Genomic DNA, 21,088 nt, shown 5'->3' with positions numbered 1-21,088 from the left:
GGTGGGCACGCTTCGCTTTGCCGACCCTACGATACTACGCTCAAGTCACCTGCTCCCGTCTGCCCCCATCACCAGATCCGGCAGCCAGGTCGATATCTCCGGCACGAAGCAGAGCAGCAGCACTGCCGCCATCATCAAAAGCACGAAGGGCAGCGTGCCCCAGATCACCTCGCTCAAGGAGATGTCGGGCGCGACGTTGCGGATGACGAAGATGTTGAGGCCGACAGGCGGGTGGATCAGCCCCATCTCCATCACGATGGTCATGACGACGCCGAACCAGATGATGTCGAAATTGGCGGCGCGTAGCGGCGGCAGGATGATCGGTGCCGTCATCAGGATGATCGACACCGGCGGCAGGAAGAAGCCGAGCACGATCACCATGGCGAGGATGGCGAACAACAGGCCCCAGCGCGGCAGGTGCATCGCGACGATGGATTCGGCTGCCGATTGCGAGATGTGCAGGTAGCTCATCACATAGGAATAGAGCAGGGACATGCCGATAATCATCATCAGCATGGTCGATTCCCGGATCGTCGACCGCATGATGGGGCCGAGATCGCTCGGCCGCCACACGCCGTAAATCATCGCGATCAACGCGAGCGCCAGGAGGCCGCCGAGACCTGCGGTTTCCGAGGGCGTGGCGTAGCCGCCATAGAGCGCGATCATGACACCGGTGAGCAGCAGCACGAAGGGGATGACGCGCGGCAGCACGCTGAAGCGTTCGGCGAGCGTGTACTCGTCGCGGGTCAGGATCGGCGCCTCGGGCCCGCCGTTCTTGTAGATCGCTTCGGCTGCGGCATATTCCCGGCGGAATCGGATCACGGCATAGGCGCCGAACAGGCTGACCAGCAGCAGGCCCGGACCGATGCCGGCGAGGAACAGGCGGCCGAGCGATTTCTCCGCCGCCACCGCGAACAGGATCATGGTGATCGAGGGCGGCAGCAGAATGCCGAGCGTGCCGCCGGCGGCAATGATGCCGGCCGCAAACCCGCCGGAATAGCCGCGCTTGCGCATCTCGGGGATGCCAGCCGAGCCGATCGCCGAGCAGGTCGCGGGCGAGGAGCCCGCCATCGCCGCGAACAGCGCGCAGGCGAACACGTTGGCGACGCCGAGGCCACCCGGCACGCGATGCAGCCAGGCGTGCAGCGCCGAGTAGAGGTCCTGGCCGGCGCGCGACTTGCCGATCGCGGCGCCCTTCAGGATGAAGAGCGGGATCGACAAAAGCGTGATCGAGGCCATTTCCTCGTAGACGTTCTGCGTCACCGTATCGAGGGAGGCGGTCGGCATGTAGATGCCCATGAACACGACCGCGACCGCGCCGAGCGCGAACGCGATCGGCATGCCCGAGAACATCACGACCAGCGTCGCGATCCCGTAGGCGAGACCGATACCGAAAACGCTCATGTCCGCCTGGCTCCAGTGAAGGGCAGCGCAAGCTGCACGATGATCTGCACGCAGAGCAGGCTCATGCCGAGCGCCATCAGCGCGTAGGGAATGGCGAGCGGCGGCGACCACATCGAGTTCGAGACCTGGCCGTCGACATAGGCCTCGTGCGCCAGCGTCCAGGATTTCCAGGTGAAAAATGCGCAGAACAGGAATGTCGCGGCATCGACGAGCCAGAGCCGGATCCTGTTTGCCAGCGGCGACAACAGGCCGACGAAGGCTTCGATGCCGATATGGCCGCGATTCTGCTGTACATAGGCGGCCGTCATGAAGGTCGCGCCGACCAGCAGGAACACGGCGGCCTCGTCCTGCCAGTAATTGGCGGCCTTGAAGAGGGCGCGGCTCAGGACGCTGTAGCTCAGGATCGCGCAGGCCGCGACCAGTGCGACCGCCGCGGTCACCACGATGATGTTGTTGAGGATGGCGAGAGCGCGATCGAGCGCGGCCGCAGGGCTGTTGCCGGCGGCAGCGCTCGTCGGGTCGTCACGATCCGGCAGCGGACCGTGGATCATGCTGAGACGTCGGAGGCGAGCTTGAGCAGCTTCGCCGCGGTCGCGGTCTTGGCGCCGTAATCCTTCCACGCGGTATCGCGGGCGATGTCGCGCCACTTGCCGACGGTCGCGGCGTCGAGCGCGCTGACCTTGGCACCGGCCTTCTCATAGACCTTGGCGACCTCGACGTCGTCGTCCTGCGCGCCCTTGCGGCCGAAGGCCTCGAGCTCGGTGCCGACGGCGAGCAGGATGTCCTGATGGTTCTTCGGCAGCTTGTCGAAGATCGCCTTCGACATCATCAGCGGCTCGAGCATGAACCAGTAGGAGGCGCCGGCGCCGGAGGTCAGCGATTTCGCCACCTCTTCGAGGCGGAACGAGATCAGGCTGGTGGAGGAGGTGATGCCGGCATCGCACGCGCCGGTCTGCATCGCCGCGTAGATCTCGTTCGAGGGCACCGACAGCACCGAGGCGCCGGCAGTCTGGAGCACCATGTCCATCTCGCGCGAGCCGCCACGCACCTTCATGCCCTTGGCGTCCTCGGGCGCAACGATCGGCTTGGAGCGGCTGGCGACGCCGCCGGCCTGCCAGACCCAGGAGAGCAAAATGATGCCCTTGTCGGCGAGGAAGTCGGTCAGTGCCTTGCCGACCGGCTCCTTCTTCCAGCGCAGACCCTGGTCGTAGGTGGTCACGAGGCCCGGCATCAGACCGATGTTGGTCTCCGGCAGCTCGCCGCCGGCGTAAGGCATCGGATAGAGGCTGATGTCGAGCGCGCCCTTGCGCATCGCGGAGAACTGCGCATTGGTCTTGATCAGCGAGGAGTTCGGATAGATCTCGGCGGCGATGTCGCCATTGCTGCGCTTGGCCACTTCGGCTGCGAACATGCGGCAGAGCCGGTCGCGGAAATCGCCCTTGTCGATCGTGCCACCCGGGAATTGATGCGAGATCTTCAGCGTGGTCGCGGCATGCGCGGTGCCGATGCCGAAGCGGAGAATGGCGGGTGCCGCGACGGCGGTCGCGAGCAGGTGACGACGCGTGAACATGGATAAATCCCTTTGAACGGTTCTTGCTTGAATTGGTGGGTCATGAGACCGGCGCGGCCCATCCTAGCCGGTCTTTCACCCGATATTCTCTAGTCTGATAGTTCCAGATCGAATGCGGCGGCAAGTCGCGGGCAATGCTGCGCTGCACACTCACCCTTCGGTCCGGGCGGCACTAGCGCGGCTGAGCCGGGCAAAATTGTGTCAAACCGCGCGCCGAAAGCACATTCGGAAACACCGGCGCGAAAAATTCCGCGCCTTAGCGTAACACGCGCGGCCTTCGATCCGTCGAGCAGGGATAGCGGCATCCGTCGCTGGCAAACACCATCTCGAAGGGAAGTTGAACCATGACCATTCGCACCCGCATCGCGCTCGGCGCCGCCACTCTCTCGCTCAGCCTGGCCTTCGCACCCGCCTTCGCCATGGACGACATGAAGAAGGACACGATGAAGAAGGAGACGATGTCCAAGGACGGCATGAAGAAGGACACCATGTCCAAGGACGACGGTATGAAGAAGGATACGATGTCGAAGGATGGCATGAAGAAAGACGACGGCGGGATGATGAAGAAGAACTGATCCTCATTCAGTCATCCCGGGGCGATGCGACGGGACTGCGTCAGCGCAGCCCGAGCACCGAACTCCGGTGCGCGATTGCGCACCAGAGAATCCCATGATTCCGGGATCGGGCCCGTCATCGGGCCGCGCTTTCGCGTGGGCCCGGTGGGACCGTCCCGGAGCAACCGGCGCGTGAGCTGAAGCGGCGCTTCAGTTCAATTCCAGTTGAAGACTACTTCCGCTTGCCCTTGGCCTTGCGGGCAGCGTAGCGCGCGTCGCGCTTGGCCTTCTGCTCGGCTTCGAGCTCGGCCAGCTTTGCTGCGGTTTCCTCAGCCTCGCGGGCAATCCGTGCCGCTTCCGCGGCCGCGGCTTCTTCCTCGCGACGCTTCTGGTCGGCCTTTTCCGCCTCGCGCGTCGCCTTCACCTCGGCGCGCTTGGCGGCAATCGCCTCGCGCTCGGCGCGTCGTGCCGCGACCGCGGGATCGTCGGGCCCCGGCTGAGACTTGAACTTGTTCAAAAGATTTTTGCGGGCGTCCTGTGCCGCCTTTTGCCGGTCTGCGAACCCGGGTTCTCTGAATCCACTCATCGAACGAGCCTTGTCTTCCTCGCTTTCAATCCTACATCACTGACTGTGGGTACGCGGGCAAGCGCGAAGCGCTGCGTCGCGTGACGCACATGCGTGTACATCCACGCGCGCCGCGAAGCCACCCATAATCGCAGCCGATCAGGTAGACGAAAAATCGCTGGACCAGTCGATCATTCGTAGCCCGGAAAAACTGCCGAATTGTGATGTCCCGCATAGAGGGCACGGAGGCGGGTCCCTTAGCGTCCCGTCCCGCAACGAGACGGAGCACGGGCATGACTTTCTTTCGGCTGAGCCTGAAGGCGCTCGCAATCACCTTTACCGCGGTGGCGGTCGCGGGGGCCGCGCTGCTGCTGGCCCGTCCACAGCCGATCGAGAGTGCCGTTCTGGGCGGCAATTGGGAGTGCACCCAGACCGCGTACGTCCTGACCACCTGCGCGCTGCGGGCAGCCCCGGCCATCGAAACCTCGCGCAAGGATGCCGTGCGGACCAGAGGCTGACCGGGCTGTGACGCGAGGTCGCAGCGGTGATGAGCCCGTTAAACTGCGCGACAAGATAGCCATGTCCAAGCCCGAACCAGGCGAAAAGCCCAAATCCCCAGCCAAGCCCCAATCCCGGCCCCAGTCCGGTGACAGCCGCCGCGCGGCACTTGCCGGCCTGATCATTGCCGCCGTGATCCTCGGCGTCGGCCTGTGGCTCGCCCGCAGCCTCACGGCTGCGAGCAAGATGCAGGACTGCCTGATGTCGGGCCGCACCAACTGCAATGTGATCGAGCCCGCCCGCTGAGGCGGTCCCAGGCGGACCGCGCGGACGAAAAATTGCCGTGATCCTAACCATTTGTAACGAGACTTCGCCGTTCAGGCAGGTCAGCTATGTCGGCCGGCATCACCCTTGTCGCGGAAGAATCGTCTATCGCGCAGGGACCACGGCCATCGAGAAGTAGGGGTTCAAGCACCAATGAGTGCGTCCAGCCGTATGAAGATCATCATTCCCTTGGTTTCGGCCATGTCTTTGCTCGCGTTTTCGGCGCAGGCACAGGACGCGGGACCGGGGAAGGGCGCCGGCCAGCCACCGGCCGCGCCGGGCGCGGGCGCGCCGCCGACCCAGAACAATCCGCAGAACACCCGCAAGGGCCCGCCGCCGCAGCAGGCTACACGGCCGGCCCCTCAACCTGGCGGCCAAGCACATGCCGGCCCCGGTCCGCATGGCGCCGGCGGTCCGCCGCCGGGACGCTATGCCCGTGGGCCCGCGCCGGCGCGCGATTGGGGCGGGCACAGCTATCGCGGCAATCTCGCCTGGGAAGGCGGGCGCTGGCGCCATGAAGTCCACAACGGCCGCTCCGGCTGGTGGTGGGACGTCGGCGGCGTCTGGTATTATTATCCGCAGCCCATGGAGGGGCCGCCCGCCTACATCTCTGAGGATTACATCGACAACGTGCCGGTGGCCTATGCGCCGCCGCCACCTCCGGTCGCCTATGCACCCCCGCCGCCTCCGCCGCCGCCGGCTGATCCCGGCGCGAGCGCTCTTGGCGGCGCCATCGTTGGCGGCGTGCTTGGCGGTCTGATCTCGGGCAACGCAACGGGTGCGGCGGCCGGCGCCGTTCTCGGCGGCGCAACTGGCGCGATCGCGGGTGCGACGGCCGCCTCGCGTCCCGGGTACTATCTGGCCGAGGGCAATTGCTACTACCGCTACCCGAGCGGCCAGTACGTGCTCGCCGATCCCCGGGCATGCTACTGAGCGTTTGATCGAGATTTGATCCGAATGAGGCGGGCCCGTGCCCGCCTCATTTGTTTTTGCAGACGTGGCCGCTTGATGTTGTCTCGTCCCGGACGTGCCGCGTCCCGGGACGCGACAAAGTTCAGAATCGTCATTGCAAGCCAGATCAGCCCGCCGATCCAGACGGTCCATCACGATGGCGACAGTTGCGAGAAAGGTGAGGCCGAGCGGTTGTGTCTTGTATCGCGCTGTGCGGAGCGTTGCGGCGTCGCGGGCCGTGACGCAATTCACAAATCCGCCCGAACGAGATGGCTTCACCTCTTTGTGCGTGAGAACATTGAGAACTATCGCAAGCCTCGGCGCTTACTCCCTGTCACGAAGCGATCAGAAGGAGTGACTTCATGAAGCTGGCCGCGATCACTTTAGGCTTGGCGCTGGCAATCTCGTCGACGGCCGCTTTCGCACAAAGCGCAGGCGGCTCGACCGGAGGCGGCGCATCGACCGGAGCTTCACCCGGCGTCGGCACGTCGAGCGGCGTGTCCCCCGGTTCGACCGGCACCACCACCGGCACCGGCACGGGAGGATTCACTGGCGCGAGCGGAGCAAACGGCGGGATGAACACCACGATCAACCCGTCAGGCAATACGCTGTTGCCGGGCAGCCCAAACCCGTCGCAACCCGCAGCGCCTCCGAATTCGACGACGGGCCGCTGAGCTCGTCGTTCACCCCAAATGACGAAAAAGCGAAGACCGGCGGCGCGACCATCGCGCCGATCTCGTGCGACGCGAGTCATGTGGCGACGACGCATCCCGTGAAACCCTCTCCGCATTCATACGGACGAAGTTGCCACGCGCTTGTCCAGATCAAGCGGATAAACTTGGCGCCATGTGTACCAAGTACGATCCACAGCGTGAGGCTGAGGCCGCGATGAAGCGGGCCGCCGCGGCATCTGAAGGCGACGACCGGCAGAGGTTGATTCAGCTTGCCGTGGCCTGGCACCAGCTCGCGCGAGACCGACGTGACGAGCAGGCGGACTGACCGCTCCATTCGGGGCCATGCAACCAGGGGCAATCCCTCGGCGGGCCTCGCGCCGTCGGTTTCGCGTCCGAGACCTACTCCGGCACCGGCCGCATCCGTTACATCTGGTGAGACAACGGCCCGACGGCTGTTCACGAGAAAAACCCCGCGCTCGGGGGGATGAGCACGGGGTTCTTCAAAGCCGACCGGGGCTGGCGAGTCGGCATCACTCAATTTCTGGTGGTACAACGCGCTGGTCGCAGGTTCGTTCCTCGAATCTCACAAAGGGATCCTGCGTCGCGCAGGTGGCGTTTCATGCCGTTCGCAACCTCCAGCAAGGCATTGGAATTACGAGGACTTCTTCCTCTTTTTCTTCAGAACTTTGGCCTGGGCGCGGAAGGCGGAGGCTAACGTCTTCATCTGGTTGGCCACAAATTCGTCCGCCGCCTCCTGCGCGGCCTTCTCTGCAACGCGCGCCTGCTGCTTGAGCGACTTGGTCGGCTTCATGGACGTCACATTTCGGTTGAGTTGCCTGCTTTCTCCTGTCGGACTACCTGCAGCCCCCTGGAGTTGTTCCCTTGCGTTGCCGGAACATTTCCATGCGCGGCCACGTTGTGCGCCCATGACCGATCCTGAACTGCGCGCACAGTCCTTCGAGATTGCCTGGAATTTCCTCGATCAATCCGGCTTGCTCACAGGTGAGCCCAGGGACTCCGCCCGATTCATCCTGAACAGGATCGACCGCATGATGTTGCGCGGCGAAAGACGCAGGCTGCTGTTGTCGAATGCCGCGATCGATGCCTATCGGCTTCGGCCCTTCCTCGTGCTGCTCGATGCATGATCAATCCGACGGCGACGCAAACCGGGAGCACCGCCGCAGGGAGGACCCAAGCCAATCGCCAAACGTTGGTCTTCTGCCACATCCGTCAACTTCACCCACGGCCTCTATGTCACGCTCGGCGCGACACGCCCCCTCGATGAGGCAACAGCGCGACGCGCAGCCGAAGCGATGAGCGACGATCTCAGCCAGAAGGGTTTTCCCATTCGCCACGCCGGCAGCTTCGGTTTCGACTTCGCCGCGATCGAGTGGTTTCACAATTCGGCGACTGACCAGTACAGCGTTCGCGTGGCCGTCCCGGACCTGCCGACTGCGCTGTGGGACGATCTCACCGCGGCCATCGCCGGTTGGTGGGCAACGCATCAGTTGGAGCTTGTTGAGGGGTGAATGGCAAGAACCGTGCTGGACATTGTCCAGACGGTCTAGAGAGGCAACGTTGACGTAAATCCGAAGGGGTACCTCGCCATTGAAGGGTACAACACCGTGAGCTGCGGGTAAGCTCACCCTCGCTTGGCCTTCCCAAAGCGGCCAGGCCTACGGCCCCGGCCCCTCTTAGAGCCCCTAAGCCCCAAGGCCGGGGCCGACCAAACCAGAGTGCTTCTTTGCCGGCAACAATTGCCATGTATCAAAGCTACCACGTTTTGCCCAAGTCGCCAGACAAGGCCCGGTTTTCCATCGGGCGGGCGGTCGAGTCGATTGCGTATGGCATCCTGATCATTCCCTTCGCCGTCGTGGTCTGCGCGATTGTCGCATTCGCCATCCTCCCGCTGCACTCGGATTCCCGGTACAACGACGGCGACGAATACTAAAACCAAAGAGGCCGTCGAGAGCGAAATCCGCGCAATCGAAACGCAGATTAAGACAGTCGGAATAATCCGAATTAGGCGCTGGATAAGATCGGGAAACGATGGCAGCGTTTCCCGGCCCCTCGAGTGGAAAGAGGGGCAGAGTGCGAGGGCCCTGATCACGAAGCCAGCCCCCCGATCGGGGCCCTTGTCCTGTTCGGAAGTCAAAAAACGTCGCCCGCTTGAATGAGCACAGTCGGCGTTTTTCCAGCCCGAGACGCAATGCAAAATCCCGATTGCATGACCGCCGGTTCGGCACTGGCAGGGCCTGTTGCGCATACTCGCAACACCCGCGAAGAGCAGATAATGTGGGGCGTGGACGGCGACTGAACGTCTTGACAGTCACATTTGGGAGGAAATGCAAATGAAAAGGACTGCGGGTGTTTTAGCTGCTGCCGCCATCGTTGGACTCGCCGCAACATCAGGATCGGCTCTGGCCGACGGGGCACGGAGTGGGTGGGGGCTCTGGTATGGGTCTTACGGCGATGGTCCGGCCTATTACGGTGAACACGCTCTCCCGGCATATGACAGCTACGCTTTTGCCTACGAGTATCCTGTCTACACCGGCAGCAACGTGACGGCGATCGCGGTCGACCTGGTCAACTCTCGCTTTCGACATCGGCGGGTCGTGGGCCCGGGCGTTGTCTATCATCGCGGCGAGTACCCGCGCCCATATCGTATCAATCCGTACTGGTGAGAGGACGGGCAGCGGCAGGCCGCAAATTTGCCACGTCGCATTGAAGATTGGCGATCCCGGCACGGCTCAAACCTGAAGTCCACCGAGTAGAAACATTCCGGGCGTACGCGCAATTTGCGCGGCGCTACAACGGCTTAAGCCGCGTCCTCGCCGCGCTCCCGGGTTTTTCTCCGGGGATCTCGCAAGCGCGATGAACTCGCGCGCCGCCGTAATGCCGCGCGCCTGGTCGTCGCGATCGAGGAGCGCCAATGCGCGCCGCGCCCATGCGGTCGCCCGGCGTGCACGTATCAACCGACACGCCTCAAAGCAGCCATAGGCTAGCTCGATGGCCTCGCGCTCATCGCGCAGCGCGGCAGGACGCGGGCGCGATCAACGTTCGCGTTGCGTGGTGTGACTACGTCATGGCGGGCTGATCGACAGAAAGTCAGGTTGATGGTCGGTCCAATGCGCGGCGGCAAGGATGGCGAGCTCAACCTGTCCGAGCGGCTTGACCGCGAGAACGGAGTGTGGCAGGATTTTGTTTGGTTTGTGAATATACCATTAATCTTTTTTTATTGAATGGCGTGCCGCAATGCTTGCAACGAGTGCTGCGAAGGCGACCGAGGGCTTTGTACAACATCAAGAGCAGCTGGCCCATTTGGACCAAGACGGCTTTGCAGTTGTCGAAAGCATAACCGATCTTGATGATCTTGCGGTAATCAGAAACGAGATTGACGAGCTTCTCCGGCGCGGTCATGTGCCGACAAAGGAGCTCGGAGAACGAGGCGGCACACCTCAGATCATCGAGATTATGTGGCCTATGAAGTTATCGGAACGAATTGCGAGGTCTCGCTTCGTCCGGAACGCCTGCGCTGTTTCCGAGGCCTATTTTGGCCATAGAGTCACATACAACTTCGACCACGCTATTATTAAGCCCGCTTTCAATTTTAGGGAAACGGCTTGGCATCAGGATTTCGCCTATTCCACCTGGTTCAATCTTTCTGCACGAGAACGATTGCATTGGTGGTTGCCTCTTCATGATGTCTCGACCGACCAAGGATGCATGCATTTCGTGCGCGGCAGCCATCGCATCGGCCTACTCCCACACGTCCGCGTAGCGCCAACGTCTGACGCTTTGAAGACCACCCTCCCTGAGAAAGCCGACGTCGTTTCGTGCCCGTTAAAGGCCGGAAGCGCCACCGTGCATACAGAGGCCACATTGCACTATACAGGGCCCAACAAGACGAACTCGCCTCGGTATGCGTTCATTCTGCAGTTCGAACGGTCAACCTGGGCAACAGGGTTACGCACCTCGGTCAAGAGCTTGCTATGGAGATTTGGCCGTGGAGGCCACTGACCGCGCCGGCGAGTGCCTCGTGCTTGCTGGACTTTTCGGGGCAGGGCGTTCTAGAGGCGAAGACGACTGATTTCGTTTTCTGCGGCAGGGTGGACAACCGGACCGGCGAACTGGGTGGTCGCCTCCCGGCTGAAAGAGCTGGCGATCCCGGCAGGGCTCGAACCTGCAACCCGCGGAGTAGAAATCCGCTACTCTATCCAGTTGAGCTACGGGACCATGCTAGGCCGGCCTCGGTGAGGCTTGGCCGCCTTCTACCATGGCAAATATGAAAAATCCGCACGTTCGCCAAGTCTGAATCGAACCGCTTTCCTCCGGGACGCGACAAAGCGGAGCGGCGGAGTGTGTTGCGACCGGGTCGCGCGATCCGGCGGCAGCCGCCGTGTCGCGCCCGGGACATGCGCTGCCGCTACAGTTTTCACTGCCGCCTGTGTCCGCCGGCGGTTTCTTGGCGGCTTTGGGCTTGCCGTGCCATGGCGCATGCAACGTATTGCACTTCTGGTTCCATCGCCTTGAGTCCGTCACCTTTCCGCGCACTTCATCCTACCGCGGCGTTCGTCCGCGATCCCGGGAGTCCTACATGATCGGTTTGGTTCGCGCCGTCACAATCTGCGCAACGCTCGCGTTCGGCCTTACCGTGGCGCAGGCCGCGGACAAGGCCTTCAAGCGCGACGATCTCGCCGATTCCGCGATCAAGCTGGAGGCCCAGATCAAGAGCGAGGCGGGGCCGGTCGCCAAGAGCAACGCGACGCTACGCACGGATGCGGACGCGGCCTTCCGGCGCAACGATGTCCGCAGCGGCCTCTCCGTCCTCGGCCAGATCGCCGCGACGACGCCGGAGGATGCCGGCAACTGGCTGCGGCTTGCCAAGGTCATCTTGCAGATATGGCCGAAGAGCTCGAGCGAGCAGACGTTCCTCCTGGAGCGCGCCTCGACCGCCGCCTACATCGCCTATCAGCGCGCCGGCAATCCGGGAGAGGAAGCCGACGCGCTCGCAGTGCTCGGCAAATCGTTCGCCGAGCGCAAGCTCTGGCGTCCGGCCCTGGATGCGCTGCGGCTGTCGCTCGACTTGCGCGAGGTCGCCGACGTGCGCGGCCAGTATGAGAAGCTGCGCGACGAGCACGGCTTCCGGCTGCTCGACTATACCGTGGACTCGGATTCGGCGAGCCCGCGCGCCTGCTTCCAGTTCTCCGAGGAGCTTGCCAAGCGCACCGATTTCGCGCCGTTCCTGGCGCTCGCAGGGCAGGACAAGCCGGCGCTGTCAGCCGACGGCACGCAGCTCTGCGTCGACGGGCTGAAGCACGGCGAGCGCTACAACATCAACTTGCGCGCCGGCCTGCCGTCGACCGTGAAGGAAGGCCTGCCGAAATCGGCCGAGTTCAACGTCTATGTGCGCGATCGAAAACCCTTCGTGCGCTTCACCAGCCGCGCCTATGTGCTGCCGAAGACCGGCCAGCGCGGCATTCCCGTGGTCAGCGTCAACACATCCACGGTCGACATCAACGTGTTCCGGATCGGTGATCGCAACCTGATCAACACGGTCGTCGACAGCGACTTCCAGAAGACGCTGTCGAAATACCAGCTCACGGATCTCGGCGGCGAGCGCGGCGTCAAGGTCTGGTCCGGCGAGCTTGCGACTGCGATGACGCTGAACCAGGACGTCACCACCGCATTCCCGGTCGATCAGGCACTCGGCGACCTTCAGCCCGGCGTCTATGTGATGACTGCCGCGGCCAAGGGGCCGGGCTCCGACGACGGCTACCAGCTCGCCACGCAATGGTTCATCGTCTCCGATCTCGGCGTGTCGGCCTATTCCGGCAATGACGGCATCCACGTCTTCGTCAACTCGCTGGCCTCGACTGATCCGGTTGGGAAGGCCGAGGTGCGGTTGGTCGCGCGCAACAACGAAATCCTGGCGACCCGCAAGACCGACGAGAGCGGTCACGTGGTGTTCGAGGCGGGGCTTGCGCGCGGCGAGGGCGGTTTGTCGCCGGCGCTGCTGACGGTCACGGGCGAGAAGAGCGATTATGCCTTCCTCAGCCTGAAGACCTCTGCCTTCGACCTGTCGGATCGCGGCGTCGCCGGACGCGCGGTGCCGGCCGGCGCCGATGCCTTCGTCTATGCCGAGCGCGGCGTCTACCGTTCCAATGAGACCGTTTATCTCACCGCGCTCTTGCGCGACGGGCAGGGCAATGCCGTCACTGGCGGCCCGCTGACACTGGTGATCGAGCGTCCCGACGGCGTCGAATTCCGCCGCGCCGTGCTATCCGACCAGGGCGCCGGTGGTCGTACGCTCTCCGTGCCGCTGAACTCGGCCGTCCCGACCGGCACCTGGCGGGTGCGCGCCTTTACCGATCCGAAGGGCTCCTCGGTCGGCGAGACTACCTTCTTGGTCGAGGACTATGTCCCGGACCGGATCGAATTCGATTTGTCCGCCAAGGACAAGCTAATCAAAGCTAATGCTCCTGTGGAGCTCAAGGTCGACGGCCATTTCCTCTACGGCGCGCCGGCCTCCGGCCTGCAGCTCGAAGGCGACATGCTGGTCGCGCCCGCTGCCGAGCGGCCGGGCTTCGCCGGCTACCAGTTCGGCGTCGCCGACGAGGAAACCACCTCGAACGAGCGCACGCCGCTGGAGAACCTGCCCGAGGCCGACGCCAATGGCGTTGCGACCTTCCCGGTGACGCTCGACAAGCAGCCAGCCTCGACGCGCCCGCAGGAGGCGCAGATCTTCGTCCGCATGGCCGAGACGGGCGGGCGCGCCGTCGAGCGCAAACTCGTGCTGCCGGTCGCGCCCGCGACCGCCATGATCGGCGTCAAGCCGCTGTTCGGCGACAGAAGCGTCGCCGAGGGCGACAAGGCCGAGTTCGACGTCGTGTTCGTCTCGCCCGAGGGCAAGACGCTTCGCCGCGATGGCTTGCGCTACGAGCTCCTGAAGATGGAGTCGCGCTACCAGTGGTATCGCCAGAACAATTACTGGGAGTACGAGCCGGTCAAGTCGACCTCGCGCGTCGCCGACGGCGATCTCGTCATCGCCGCCGACAAGCCGTCGCGCATCTCACTCAACCCGCAGCCCGGCCGCTACCGGCTTGAGGTGAAGTCCAACGACGCAGACGGTCCGGTCACGTCGGTGCAGTTCGATGTCGGCTGGTATTCCGAGGGCGGCGCCGACACGCCGGACCTCCTGGAGACCTCGATCGACAAGCCGCAATACGCCTCCGGCGACACCATGACGGTGTCGGTCAACGTCCGCACCGCCGGCAAGCTCACGATCAACGTGCTTGGCGACCGCCTATTGACCACGCAGACCGTGGACGTCAGGGAAGGCACCGCGCAGGTGAAGATCCCCGTCGGGAAGGACTGGGGCACCGGCGCCTATGTCGTGGCGACGCTGCGCCGTCCGCTGGATGCCGCCGCCCAGCGCATGCCCGGCCGCGCGATCGGCCTGAAATGGTTCGGCATCGACAAGCAGACCCGCACGCTGTCCGTGAAGCTGACGCCGCCGGCGCTGATCCGGCCGAATTCGGTGCTGAGGATTCCGGTCAAGCTCGACGGGCTCAATCCGGGCGAGGACGCCAAGATCGTCATCGCGGCGGTTGATGTCGGCATCCTCAATCTCACCAACTACAAGCCGCCGGCGCCCGACGATTACTATCTCGGCCAGCACAGCCTGACCGCCGAGATCCGCGATCTCTACGGCCAGCTCATCGACGGCATGCAGGGCACGCGCGGCCAGATCAAGTCCGGCGGGGACGCGGGTGCGGCCGAGCTTCAGGGCTCACCGCCCACGCAAAAGCCGCTCGCGCTCTATTCCGGCATCGTCACGGTCGGTGCTGACGGCACCGCCGAAGTCAGCTTCGAGATTCCGGAGTTCGCCGGCACGACGCGCGTGATGGCCGTGGCCTGGACCGCGACCAAACTTGGCCGCGCCAACACCGACGTCGTGATCCGCGATCCCGTGGTGCTGACCGCGACCTTGCCGCGCTTCCTGCTCAATGGCGACCACGGCACGGTCAATCTCGAGATCGACAATGTCGAGGGACAGGCCGGCGACTACAAGATCAACGTGAAGACGGGCGGTCCGGTGAAGATGACCGGCAATCCCGCCACCACCGTCAAGCTTGCCGCCAAGCAGCGCAACTCGTTCTCGCTCGCGCTCGACGCGACGGCCGCGGGGCAGGCGACCCTCGACGTCGACATCACCGGGCCGAATGGCTTGGCGCTCGCGCGCCACTACGCGCTCGACGTCAAGGCGGCGACGCAGGTGCTGGCACGGCGCTCGATCCGGACGCTGGCCAAGGGCGAGAGCCTGATGCTGACCTCCGACATGTTCTCCGACCTCGTGCCGGGCACCGGCAGCGTCTCGCTCTCGGCGAGCCTGTCGACCGCGCTCGATGCCGCGACGATCCTGAAAGCGCTGGACCGCTATCCCTATGGCTGCTCGGAGCAGATCACGAGCCGGGCCATGCCGCTGCTCTATGTCAACGAGCTCGCGGCCGGCGCGCATCTGGCCATGGACACCGAGGTCGACCAGCGCATCCGCGATGCGATCGAGCGGCTGCTGGCGCGCCAGGGCTCCAACGGCTCGTTCGGCCTGTGGTCGGCCGGCGGTGACGACGCCTGGCTCGACGCGTACGTGACCGACTTCCTGACCCGCGCCCGCGAAAAGGGTTTTGTGGTGCCGGACGTGCTGTTCAAGAACGCGCTCGACCGCGTCCGCAATTCCGTCGTCAACGCCAACGAGCCGGAGAAGGACGGCGGCCGCGATCTCGCCTATGGCCTCTACGTGCTCGCCCGCAACGGCGCAGCACCGATCGGCGATCTCCGCTATCTCGCCGACACCAAGCTCGGCAACCTCGCAACGCCGATCGCGAAGTCGCAGCTCGCGGCAGCGCTCGCGCTGGTCGGCGACCGCAACCGCGCGGAGCGCGTCTACGGCGCTGCGCTCGACAGCCTGGCGCCGAAGCCGGTGCTGGAGTTCGGCCGCAGCGACTATGGCTCGCAGCTCCGCGATGCCGCAGCTCTCGTCTCGCTCGCGAGCGAAGGCAATGCGCCGAAGGCGACGCTGACGCAGGCCGTCTCGCGGGTCGAGACCGCGCGCGGGCTGACGCCCTACACCTCGACGCAGGAGAATGCGTGGCTGGTGCTGGCTGCGCGTGCGCTTGCGAAGGAGAACCTGTCGATCGACGTCGATGGCCAGCCGGTCAAGACCGCGCTCTACCGCAGCTACAAGGCCGCGACGCTGGAGGGCAAGCCGCTGAAGATCACCAACACCGGGGACGCACCGGTGCAGGCGGTGGTTTCGGTGTCGGGTTCGCCGGTGACGCCGGAGCCGGCCGCCTCCAACGGCTTCAAGATCGAGCGCAACTACTTCACGCTCGACGGCAAGCCGGCCGACATCAGCAAGGTCAAACAGAACGATCGCTTCGCTGTGGTGTTGAAGATCACAGAGGCCAAGCCGGAGTACGGCCACATCATGGTCTCCGACTATCTGCCGGCCGGCCTGGAGATCGACAATCCAAAGCTTGTTTCGTCGGGCGAAAGCGGCACGCTCGACTGGATCGAAGACGGAGTGGAGCCGAAAGATAGCGAGTTCCGCGACGATCGCTTCACCGCCGCGATTGACCGCGCCTCGGACGCCAAGTCGGTCTTCACCGTCGCCTATGTCGTGCGCGCGGTCTCGCCCGGCAAATACGTGCTGCCGCAGGCCTATGTCGAGGACATGTACAACCCCTCGCGCTACGGCCGCACGGGAACTGGCACGGTCGAGGTGCGCGCGGCGAAGTGAGTGATTGGGATGACTGACGCGCCGAACGGAGCAAGGGGCAGGGGCCTTCGCGTCCTTTCCGCCCTCGCGCTGACGCTCATCCTCGCGATTGTCGCCTCTGTCGCCTGGGTCTACTCCCTCGGTCCGCTGCCGCTCGAAGAGGCGCGCGCGGTCTCTACCACCATCGTCGACCGCAATGGCAAGCTGCTGCGCGCCTATGCGATGGCGGACGGGCGTTGGCGATTGCCGGTCGAGACAAAAGCGAATGTCGATCCGACCTACCTGAAGCTGCTGCTCGCCTATGAGGACCAGCGCTTCTACGCCCATGACGGCGTCGATCCACTGGCACTCGGCCGCGCCGCGATGCAGCTTGCAACGCGCGGGCACATCGTGTCGGGCGGCTCGACCATCACCATGCAGCTCGCGCGGCTGATGGAGCCGCGGCGCCAGCGCTCGTTCTATGCAAAGCTGCGCCAGATCGTGCGCGCCATCGAGCTGGAGCGGACGCTCGGCAAGGACCAGATCCTCGACCTCTATCTCGCGCTCGCGCCCTATGGCGGCAATCTCGAAGGCATCCGCGCAGCCTCGATCGCCTATCTCGGCAAGGAGCCGAAGCGGCTGTCGCTGGCCGAGGCTGCGCTTCTTGTCGCGCTGCCGCAATCGCCGGAGACACGCCGGCTCGATCGCTATCCCGAGGCGGCACGCATCGCGCGCGACCGCGTGCTCGACCGTATGGTCGAAGACCAGCAGGTCAGTGCCGAGGATGCGAAGCAGGCGAAGGCCGTGGCCGTGCCGAAGCTGCGCAAGCCGATGCCGATCCTGGCGCCGCATGCCTCCGACACGGCGCTTGCAACCATCAAGGATACGCCGGTCATCAAGCTGACGCTGGACGCCAATCTCCAGAAGGTGCTGGAGCCGCTGGCGCGCGACCGCGCCATTGCGCTTGGGCCGAACATCTCGATCGGCATCATCGTGATCGACAATGAGAGCGGCGACGTGCTCGCACGCGTGGGCTCTGCCGATTACTTCGACGAGCGCCGGGCAGGGCAGGTCGACATGACCCGCGCCATCCGCTCGCCAGGCTCGACGCTGAAACCGTTCATCTATGGGCTCGCTTTCGAGGACGGCTTCGTCCATCCCGAGAGCCTGATCGACGACCGGCCGGTCCGCTTCGGCTCCTACGCGCCGGAAAATTTCGACATGACGTTCCAGGGCACGGTGCCCGTGAAGAAGGCGCTGCAGTTGTCGCTGAACGTGCCGGCGATCGTGCTGCTCGACCGCGTCGGCTCAAGCCGGTTGGCGTCGCGGCTGCGGCAGGCCGGCGGCAATCTCGTGCTGCCCAAGGATGAAGCGCCCGGGCTCGCCATGGGCCTCGGTGGTGTCGGCGTGACGCTTCAGGACCTTGCCCAGCTCTACACGGGTCTCGCCCGGCTCGGGACCACCAAGCCGCTGCGTGAGGTCATGGCAGGCAAGGATGATCGCGAGCCGATGCGGCTGCTGGATCAGGTCGCGGCCTGGCAGGTCGGCAACGTGCTCCTGGGCACACCGCCGCCGGAGAACGCGGCCCACAACCGCATCGCCTTCAAGACCGGCACGTCCTACGGCTATCGCGACGCCTGGTCGGTCGGCTTCGACGGTCGCATGACCATCGGCGTCTGGGTTGGCCGGCCCGACGGGGCGCCGGTTCCCGGCCTGATCGGCCGCGTCGCCGCTGCGCCCATTCTCTTCGACGCCTTTGCCCGCACCGGCAAAACGCCGGCGCCGCTGCCGAAGCCGCCGAAGGGAACCCTGGTCGCCAGCAACATCAAGCTGCCCTTGCCACTGAAGCGGTTCCGTCCGGTCGGGGAACTCGTCCGGAGCGGGGGCGAGCAGGCTCTGCACATCCAGTTCCCGCTGAACGGCTCGCGGATCGACGTCGATCGCAGCGGTGGGGCGGAGGCAGCCGCCATGCCGGTCAAGGTCGCCGGAGGGGTCCTGCCGATGACCATCCTGGTCAACGGCACGGCGCTCGGGGAGATCGATGGCCGGCGCCAGCGCCTGATCGATCCGCCCGGCCCGGGCTTTGCCCGCCTGACCGTTATCGACGCCACGGGCGCCGCGGACACAGTTGTCATTCGAATTCAATGATGCGGGCTTAACCGGTTGTGGCGATGGCGGTTTCAGCGTAAGCGGAACCAATGGCCGAGACCCTTAACCGCCCCCGCTTTGGTGAGCCGCGCGAGCCGAAATCCCCGGTGAATCCGGGCAACCGGCTGGTGCGCCTGATCGATGTCGCCACCGCCAGCCACGCCCGGGCCGTCGGCTTCCTGGTGCTGTGCGCGCTGCTGCTTTTCCTGCCCGGCTTCTTCACCATCCCGCCGATCGACCGCGATGAGGCGCGCTTTGCGCAGGCCACCAAGCAGATGGTCGAGAGCGGCGACTACATCGACATCCGCTTCCAGGATGATGTCCGCTACAAGAAACCGGTCGGCATCTACTGGCTGCAAGCGGCCGCCGTTGAAACCGCCACGGCGCTGCGGCTGCCGAAGGCCGAATTGCGCATCTGGGTCTATCGGTTGCCCTCGCTAATTGGCGCGATCGGCGCTGTGCTGATGACCTACTGGACCGCGCTCGGCTTCGTCACGCGGCGCGCCGCAGTGCTGGCGGCGCTGATGATGTGCGCCTCCGTGCTGCTCGGCGTCGAGGCCCGGCTCGCCAAGACCGACGCGATGCTGCTGTTCTGTGTGGTCGCGGCGATGGGGGCGATGGGGCGCGCCTATCTGTCCTGGCAGCGCGCCGAGGACCAGACGCATCCGCCCTGGAGCTGGCCTGCGATCTTCTGGACCGCGCTGGCCGTCGGCATCCTGATCAAGGGCCCGCTGATCCTGATGTTCGCAGGGCTGACCGTGATCGCGCTCGCGATCCAGGACCGCGATTCCTCCTGGCTGTGGCGGCTGCGCCCGGTCTGGGGCCTGATGTGGATGCTGGTGCTCGTGCTGCCCTGGTTCATCGCGATCTTCTGGCGCGCAGGCGATGCCTTCTTCGCCGATTCCGTCGGCGGCGACATGCTGAGCAAGATCGGCGCCCAGGAATCCCATGGCGCGCCGCCCGGGCTGTATTTTGCGCTGTTCTGGATCACCTTCTGGCCCGGCGCGCCGCTCGCCGCGATGGCTGCGCCCGCGGTATGGCGCGCACGCCGGGAGCCCGGCGCGCAATTTCTGCTGGCCTGGCTGATCCCGTCCTGGATCGTGTTCGAGGCGGTGCTGACCAAGCTGCCGCACTACGTGCTGCCGCTCTATCCGGCGATCGCGATCCTCACCGCCGGCGCGCTGGAGCGGCAGGTGCTGTCGCGGTCGTGGTTGATGCGCGGCTCGGCCTGGTGGTTCGTGATCCCTGCCGGCGGCTCGATCATCGCGGTGGTCGGCGCGGTCATGCTGACGCGGCAGCCGGCCTTCGTGGCCTGGCCGTTCATCGCGGCTTCGCTGATCTTCGGGCTGTTCGCCTGGTGGCTCTACGACAACAACCGTGCCGAGCGCTCGCTGCTCAACGCGCTGGTCGCGGCGCTGATGCTGGCGATCGCGGTCTACGGCATCGTGCTGCCGTCTCTGACGCCGCTGTTCCCGAGCATCGAAATCGCGCGGGCCTTGCGCAACGTCACCTGCGTTGGGCCGAAGGCCGCCTCGGCCGGCTATCATGAGCCGAGCCTCGTGTTCCTGACGGGTACCCAGACATTACTGACCGACGGTTCCGGCGCCGCGGATTTCCTCAGGCAGGGCAGCTGCCGCTTCGCCCTGATCGAGCAGCGTTCGGAACGCAGCTTCGTGCAGCGTGCCGAAGCGATAGGGCTGCGCTACAAGGTCGGCGCGCGGATCGACGGCTATAATTTCTCGCAAGGCCGCGCGATCTCGATATCGATCTTCCGTTCGGAAGGCACCGAGTAGGATGTCCACGCCCGCCGAGATCGCGCCGCGCGCGAGCTATCCCGTCCAATTGGCGGCCGTGTCCTGGCACGCGCTGGCGCAGCTCGTGCGCACGCCCTCGCATTCGCGTCGTGCCGAGGCCGCACGAAGGCTGGCGCGGCATTCGCTGTGGCTTAGCCTGGCGGGCGCGGCCGTGATCATCGTCCTGATGGTCGCGTTCGATTCTGCCGAGATCCAGTTGATGCCCGTGCGCGGCACGCCCGGCCTGTGGCCGATCCGCATCCTCACCGATTTCGGCAAGGACGAGTATGTGCTGTCGGTGCTGGCCGTCGCGCTGGTCGCGGTGGCCCTCGTTGCGGCAGGCCTGAACGGCACGCGCCGCGCGCTGTTGCTCGGCCTCGGCACCCGACTGCAATTCATCTTTCTTTCTTTGCTGGTCTCCGTCGCTGCCGCGGAGGTCCTGAAATTCATCATCGGCCGCGGACGGCCCTTCGTCGGCGGCAAGGCCGATGTATTCAACTTCGTTCCCTTCAGCGGGAGCGAGGCCTATTACAGCCTGCCATCCGCACACGCGGTCACGGCGTTCGCGCTGGCGTTCGCGGTCAGTGCACTTTGGCCGCGCCTGCGCGTCTTCATGTTCACCTACGCGATCGTCATCCTGCTGACGCGCCTGGTGTTGCTCGCGCATCACCCGAGCGACGTCGTGGCCGGCGCCCTGGTCGGCATCGTCTGCGCCATGGCGGTCCGCTACTGGTTCGCAGCCCGCCGGCTCGGCTTCGCTATCCGAGCCGACGGCACCATTGTGCCTCTTCCAGGGGCGGCCGGGGGGCGCCTCAAAAGGGTTGCCCGCGGGCCATCCGCCCCATAA

The 21,088-nt window shown here is 65.0% G+C and carries 18 protein-coding genes, 1 tRNA gene and 1 pseudogene; 13 read left to right on the top strand and 7 right to left on the bottom strand.

What is annotated here, in order from left to right; all coding sequences use genetic code 11:
* Window positions 1-45: 45 nt before the first annotated feature.
* From K289_RS0132020 to dctP, 3 genes are read right to left on the bottom strand one after another with little or no spacing between them, the layout of a single operon-like run.
* On the bottom strand, window positions 46-1,404 hold the full coding sequence (locus K289_RS0132020) for a TRAP transporter large permease (RefSeq protein WP_027555211.1): 1,359 nt from the start codon (window positions 1,402-1,404) through the stop codon (window positions 46-48).
* Entirely contained in the window at window positions 1,401-1,955 is a 555-nt protein-coding gene (locus K289_RS0132015; protein ID WP_027555210.1) for a TRAP transporter small permease, read from the bottom strand. Before K289_RS0132015 ends, K289_RS0132020 begins: the two co-directional genes overlap by 4 nt.
* On the bottom strand, window positions 1,952-2,974 hold the full coding sequence (gene dctP, locus K289_RS0132010) for a TRAP transporter substrate-binding protein DctP (protein ID WP_027555209.1): 1,023 nt from the start codon (window positions 2,972-2,974) through the stop codon (window positions 1,952-1,954). The genes K289_RS0132015 and dctP overlap by 4 nt, the downstream gene beginning before the upstream one ends.
* 344 nt (window positions 2,975-3,318) lie before the next feature.
* On the opposite strand from dctP, the gene K289_RS0132005 reads away from it, so the two are divergent.
* On the top strand, window positions 3,319-3,549 hold the full coding sequence (locus tag K289_RS0132005; protein ID WP_027555208.1) for a pentapeptide MXKDX repeat protein: 231 nt from the start codon (window positions 3,319-3,321) through the stop codon (window positions 3,547-3,549).
* 211 nt (window positions 3,550-3,760) lie between these two features.
* Here K289_RS0132005 and K289_RS0132000 read toward each other — a convergent pair whose 3' ends face one another.
* The gene (locus K289_RS0132000) at window positions 3,761-4,114 is read right to left on the bottom strand and encodes a DUF6481 family protein (protein ID WP_027555207.1); all 354 of its coding nucleotides are present in this window, start codon (window positions 4,112-4,114) and stop codon (window positions 3,761-3,763) included.
* 272 nt (window positions 4,115-4,386) lie between these two features.
* Here K289_RS0132000 and K289_RS0131995 point away from each other — a divergent pair, with 272 nt between their 5' ends.
* The 3 genes from K289_RS0131995 (at window position 4,387) to K289_RS0131985 (ending at window position 5,848) form a co-directional block, all read left to right on the top strand.
* Complete coding sequence (locus tag K289_RS0131995) at window positions 4,387-4,611, top strand: hypothetical protein (RefSeq protein WP_027555206.1); 225 nt, start codon at window positions 4,387-4,389, stop codon at window positions 4,609-4,611.
* A gap of 61 nt (window positions 4,612-4,672) precedes the next feature.
* Window positions 4,673-4,897 (top strand): hypothetical protein, encoded by a 225-nt coding sequence (locus K289_RS0131990; RefSeq protein WP_035686544.1) that lies wholly within the window; start codon window positions 4,673-4,675, stop codon window positions 4,895-4,897.
* A gap of 171 nt (window positions 4,898-5,068) precedes the next feature.
* A complete protein-coding gene (locus tag K289_RS0131985) occupies window positions 5,069-5,848 on the top strand; it encodes a hypothetical protein (protein ID WP_027555204.1) in 780 nt (259 codons plus the stop codon).
* A 352-nt stretch (window positions 5,849-6,200) separates the two neighbouring features.
* Here the strand turns inward: K289_RS0131985 and K289_RS50865 are convergent, their stop codons facing one another.
* On the bottom strand, window positions 6,201-6,620 hold the full coding sequence (locus K289_RS50865) for a hypothetical protein (protein WP_156918304.1): 420 nt from the start codon (window positions 6,618-6,620) through the stop codon (window positions 6,201-6,203).
* 572 nt (window positions 6,621-7,192) lie between these two features.
* A complete protein-coding gene (locus K289_RS51830) occupies window positions 7,193-7,351 on the bottom strand; it encodes a hypothetical protein (protein WP_198024813.1) in 159 nt (52 codons plus the stop codon).
* Between the two features lie 115 nt (window positions 7,352-7,466).
* Between K289_RS51830 and K289_RS0131965 the strand changes: the two genes are divergently transcribed.
* The 5 genes and pseudogenes from K289_RS0131965 to K289_RS47940 all read left to right on the top strand — a co-directional run bounded on the left by K289_RS0131965 (window position 7,467) and on the right by K289_RS47940 (window position 10,560).
* Window positions 7,467-7,685, top strand: a complete 219-nt coding sequence (locus tag K289_RS0131965; RefSeq protein ID WP_027555202.1) for a hypothetical protein — start codon at window positions 7,467-7,469, stop codon at window positions 7,683-7,685.
* Window positions 7,686-7,769: 84 nt separating this feature from the next.
* Window positions 7,770-8,069 (top strand): annotated as a pseudogene (locus K289_RS0131960) (hypothetical protein); the annotation flags it as partial.
* Window positions 8,070-8,302: 233 nt separating this feature from the next.
* Window positions 8,303-8,491 carry a hypothetical protein gene (locus tag K289_RS0131955; RefSeq protein WP_027555200.1) on the top strand — a complete coding sequence of 63 codons (189 nt, stop codon included), beginning with the start codon at window positions 8,303-8,305 and terminating at the stop codon, window positions 8,489-8,491.
* Window positions 8,492-8,891: 400 nt separating this feature from the next.
* On the top strand, window positions 8,892-9,224 hold the full coding sequence (locus tag K289_RS50860) for a hypothetical protein (protein WP_156918303.1): 333 nt from the start codon (window positions 8,892-8,894) through the stop codon (window positions 9,222-9,224).
* A gap of 571 nt (window positions 9,225-9,795) precedes the next feature.
* Window positions 9,796-10,560: a phytanoyl-CoA dioxygenase family protein gene (locus K289_RS47940; protein WP_051311015.1), complete on the top strand. Its 765-nt coding sequence runs from the start codon at window positions 9,796-9,798 to the stop codon at window positions 10,558-10,560.
* Window positions 10,561-10,699: 139 nt separating this feature from the next.
* Here K289_RS47940 and K289_RS0131940 read toward each other — a convergent pair.
* Window positions 10,700-10,776, bottom strand: a tRNA-Arg gene (locus K289_RS0131940).
* Window positions 10,777-11,137: 361 nt separating this feature from the next.
* Between K289_RS0131940 and K289_RS0131935 the strand changes: the two genes are divergently transcribed.
* Genes K289_RS0131935 through K289_RS0131920 form a run of 4 tightly spaced genes read left to right on the top strand, consistent with a single transcriptional unit; the run spans window position 11,138 to window position 21,088 of the window.
* The gene (locus K289_RS0131935) at window positions 11,138-16,342 is read left to right on the top strand and encodes an alpha-2-macroglobulin (RefSeq protein WP_027555199.1); all 5,205 of its coding nucleotides are present in this window, start codon (window positions 11,138-11,140) and stop codon (window positions 16,340-16,342) included.
* A gap of 9 nt (window positions 16,343-16,351) precedes the next feature.
* Window positions 16,352-18,448, top strand: a complete 2,097-nt coding sequence (gene pbpC / locus K289_RS0131930) for a penicillin-binding protein 1C (protein ID WP_035686542.1) — start codon at window positions 16,352-16,354, stop codon at window positions 18,446-18,448.
* Window positions 18,449-18,498: 50 nt separating this feature from the next.
* Window positions 18,499-20,241 carry a glycosyltransferase family 39 protein gene (locus K289_RS0131925; RefSeq protein WP_027555197.1) on the top strand — a complete coding sequence of 581 codons (1,743 nt, stop codon included), beginning with the start codon at window positions 18,499-18,501 and terminating at the stop codon, window positions 20,239-20,241.
* Between the two features lies 1 nt (window position 20,242).
* Window positions 20,243-21,088, top strand: coding sequence for a phosphatase PAP2 family protein (locus K289_RS0131920; RefSeq protein WP_027555196.1), 846 nt, complete (start codon window positions 20,243-20,245; stop codon window positions 21,086-21,088).

Origin of the sequence: Bradyrhizobium sp. Cp5.3 (assembly GCF_000426265.1) — a bacterium.
GTDB classification, from domain to species: Bacteria; Pseudomonadota; Alphaproteobacteria; order Rhizobiales; family Xanthobacteraceae; genus Bradyrhizobium; species Bradyrhizobium neotropicale.
Note: the sequence above shows the minus strand (reverse complement) of the source record. Positions and strands in the feature narration are given on the sequence as shown.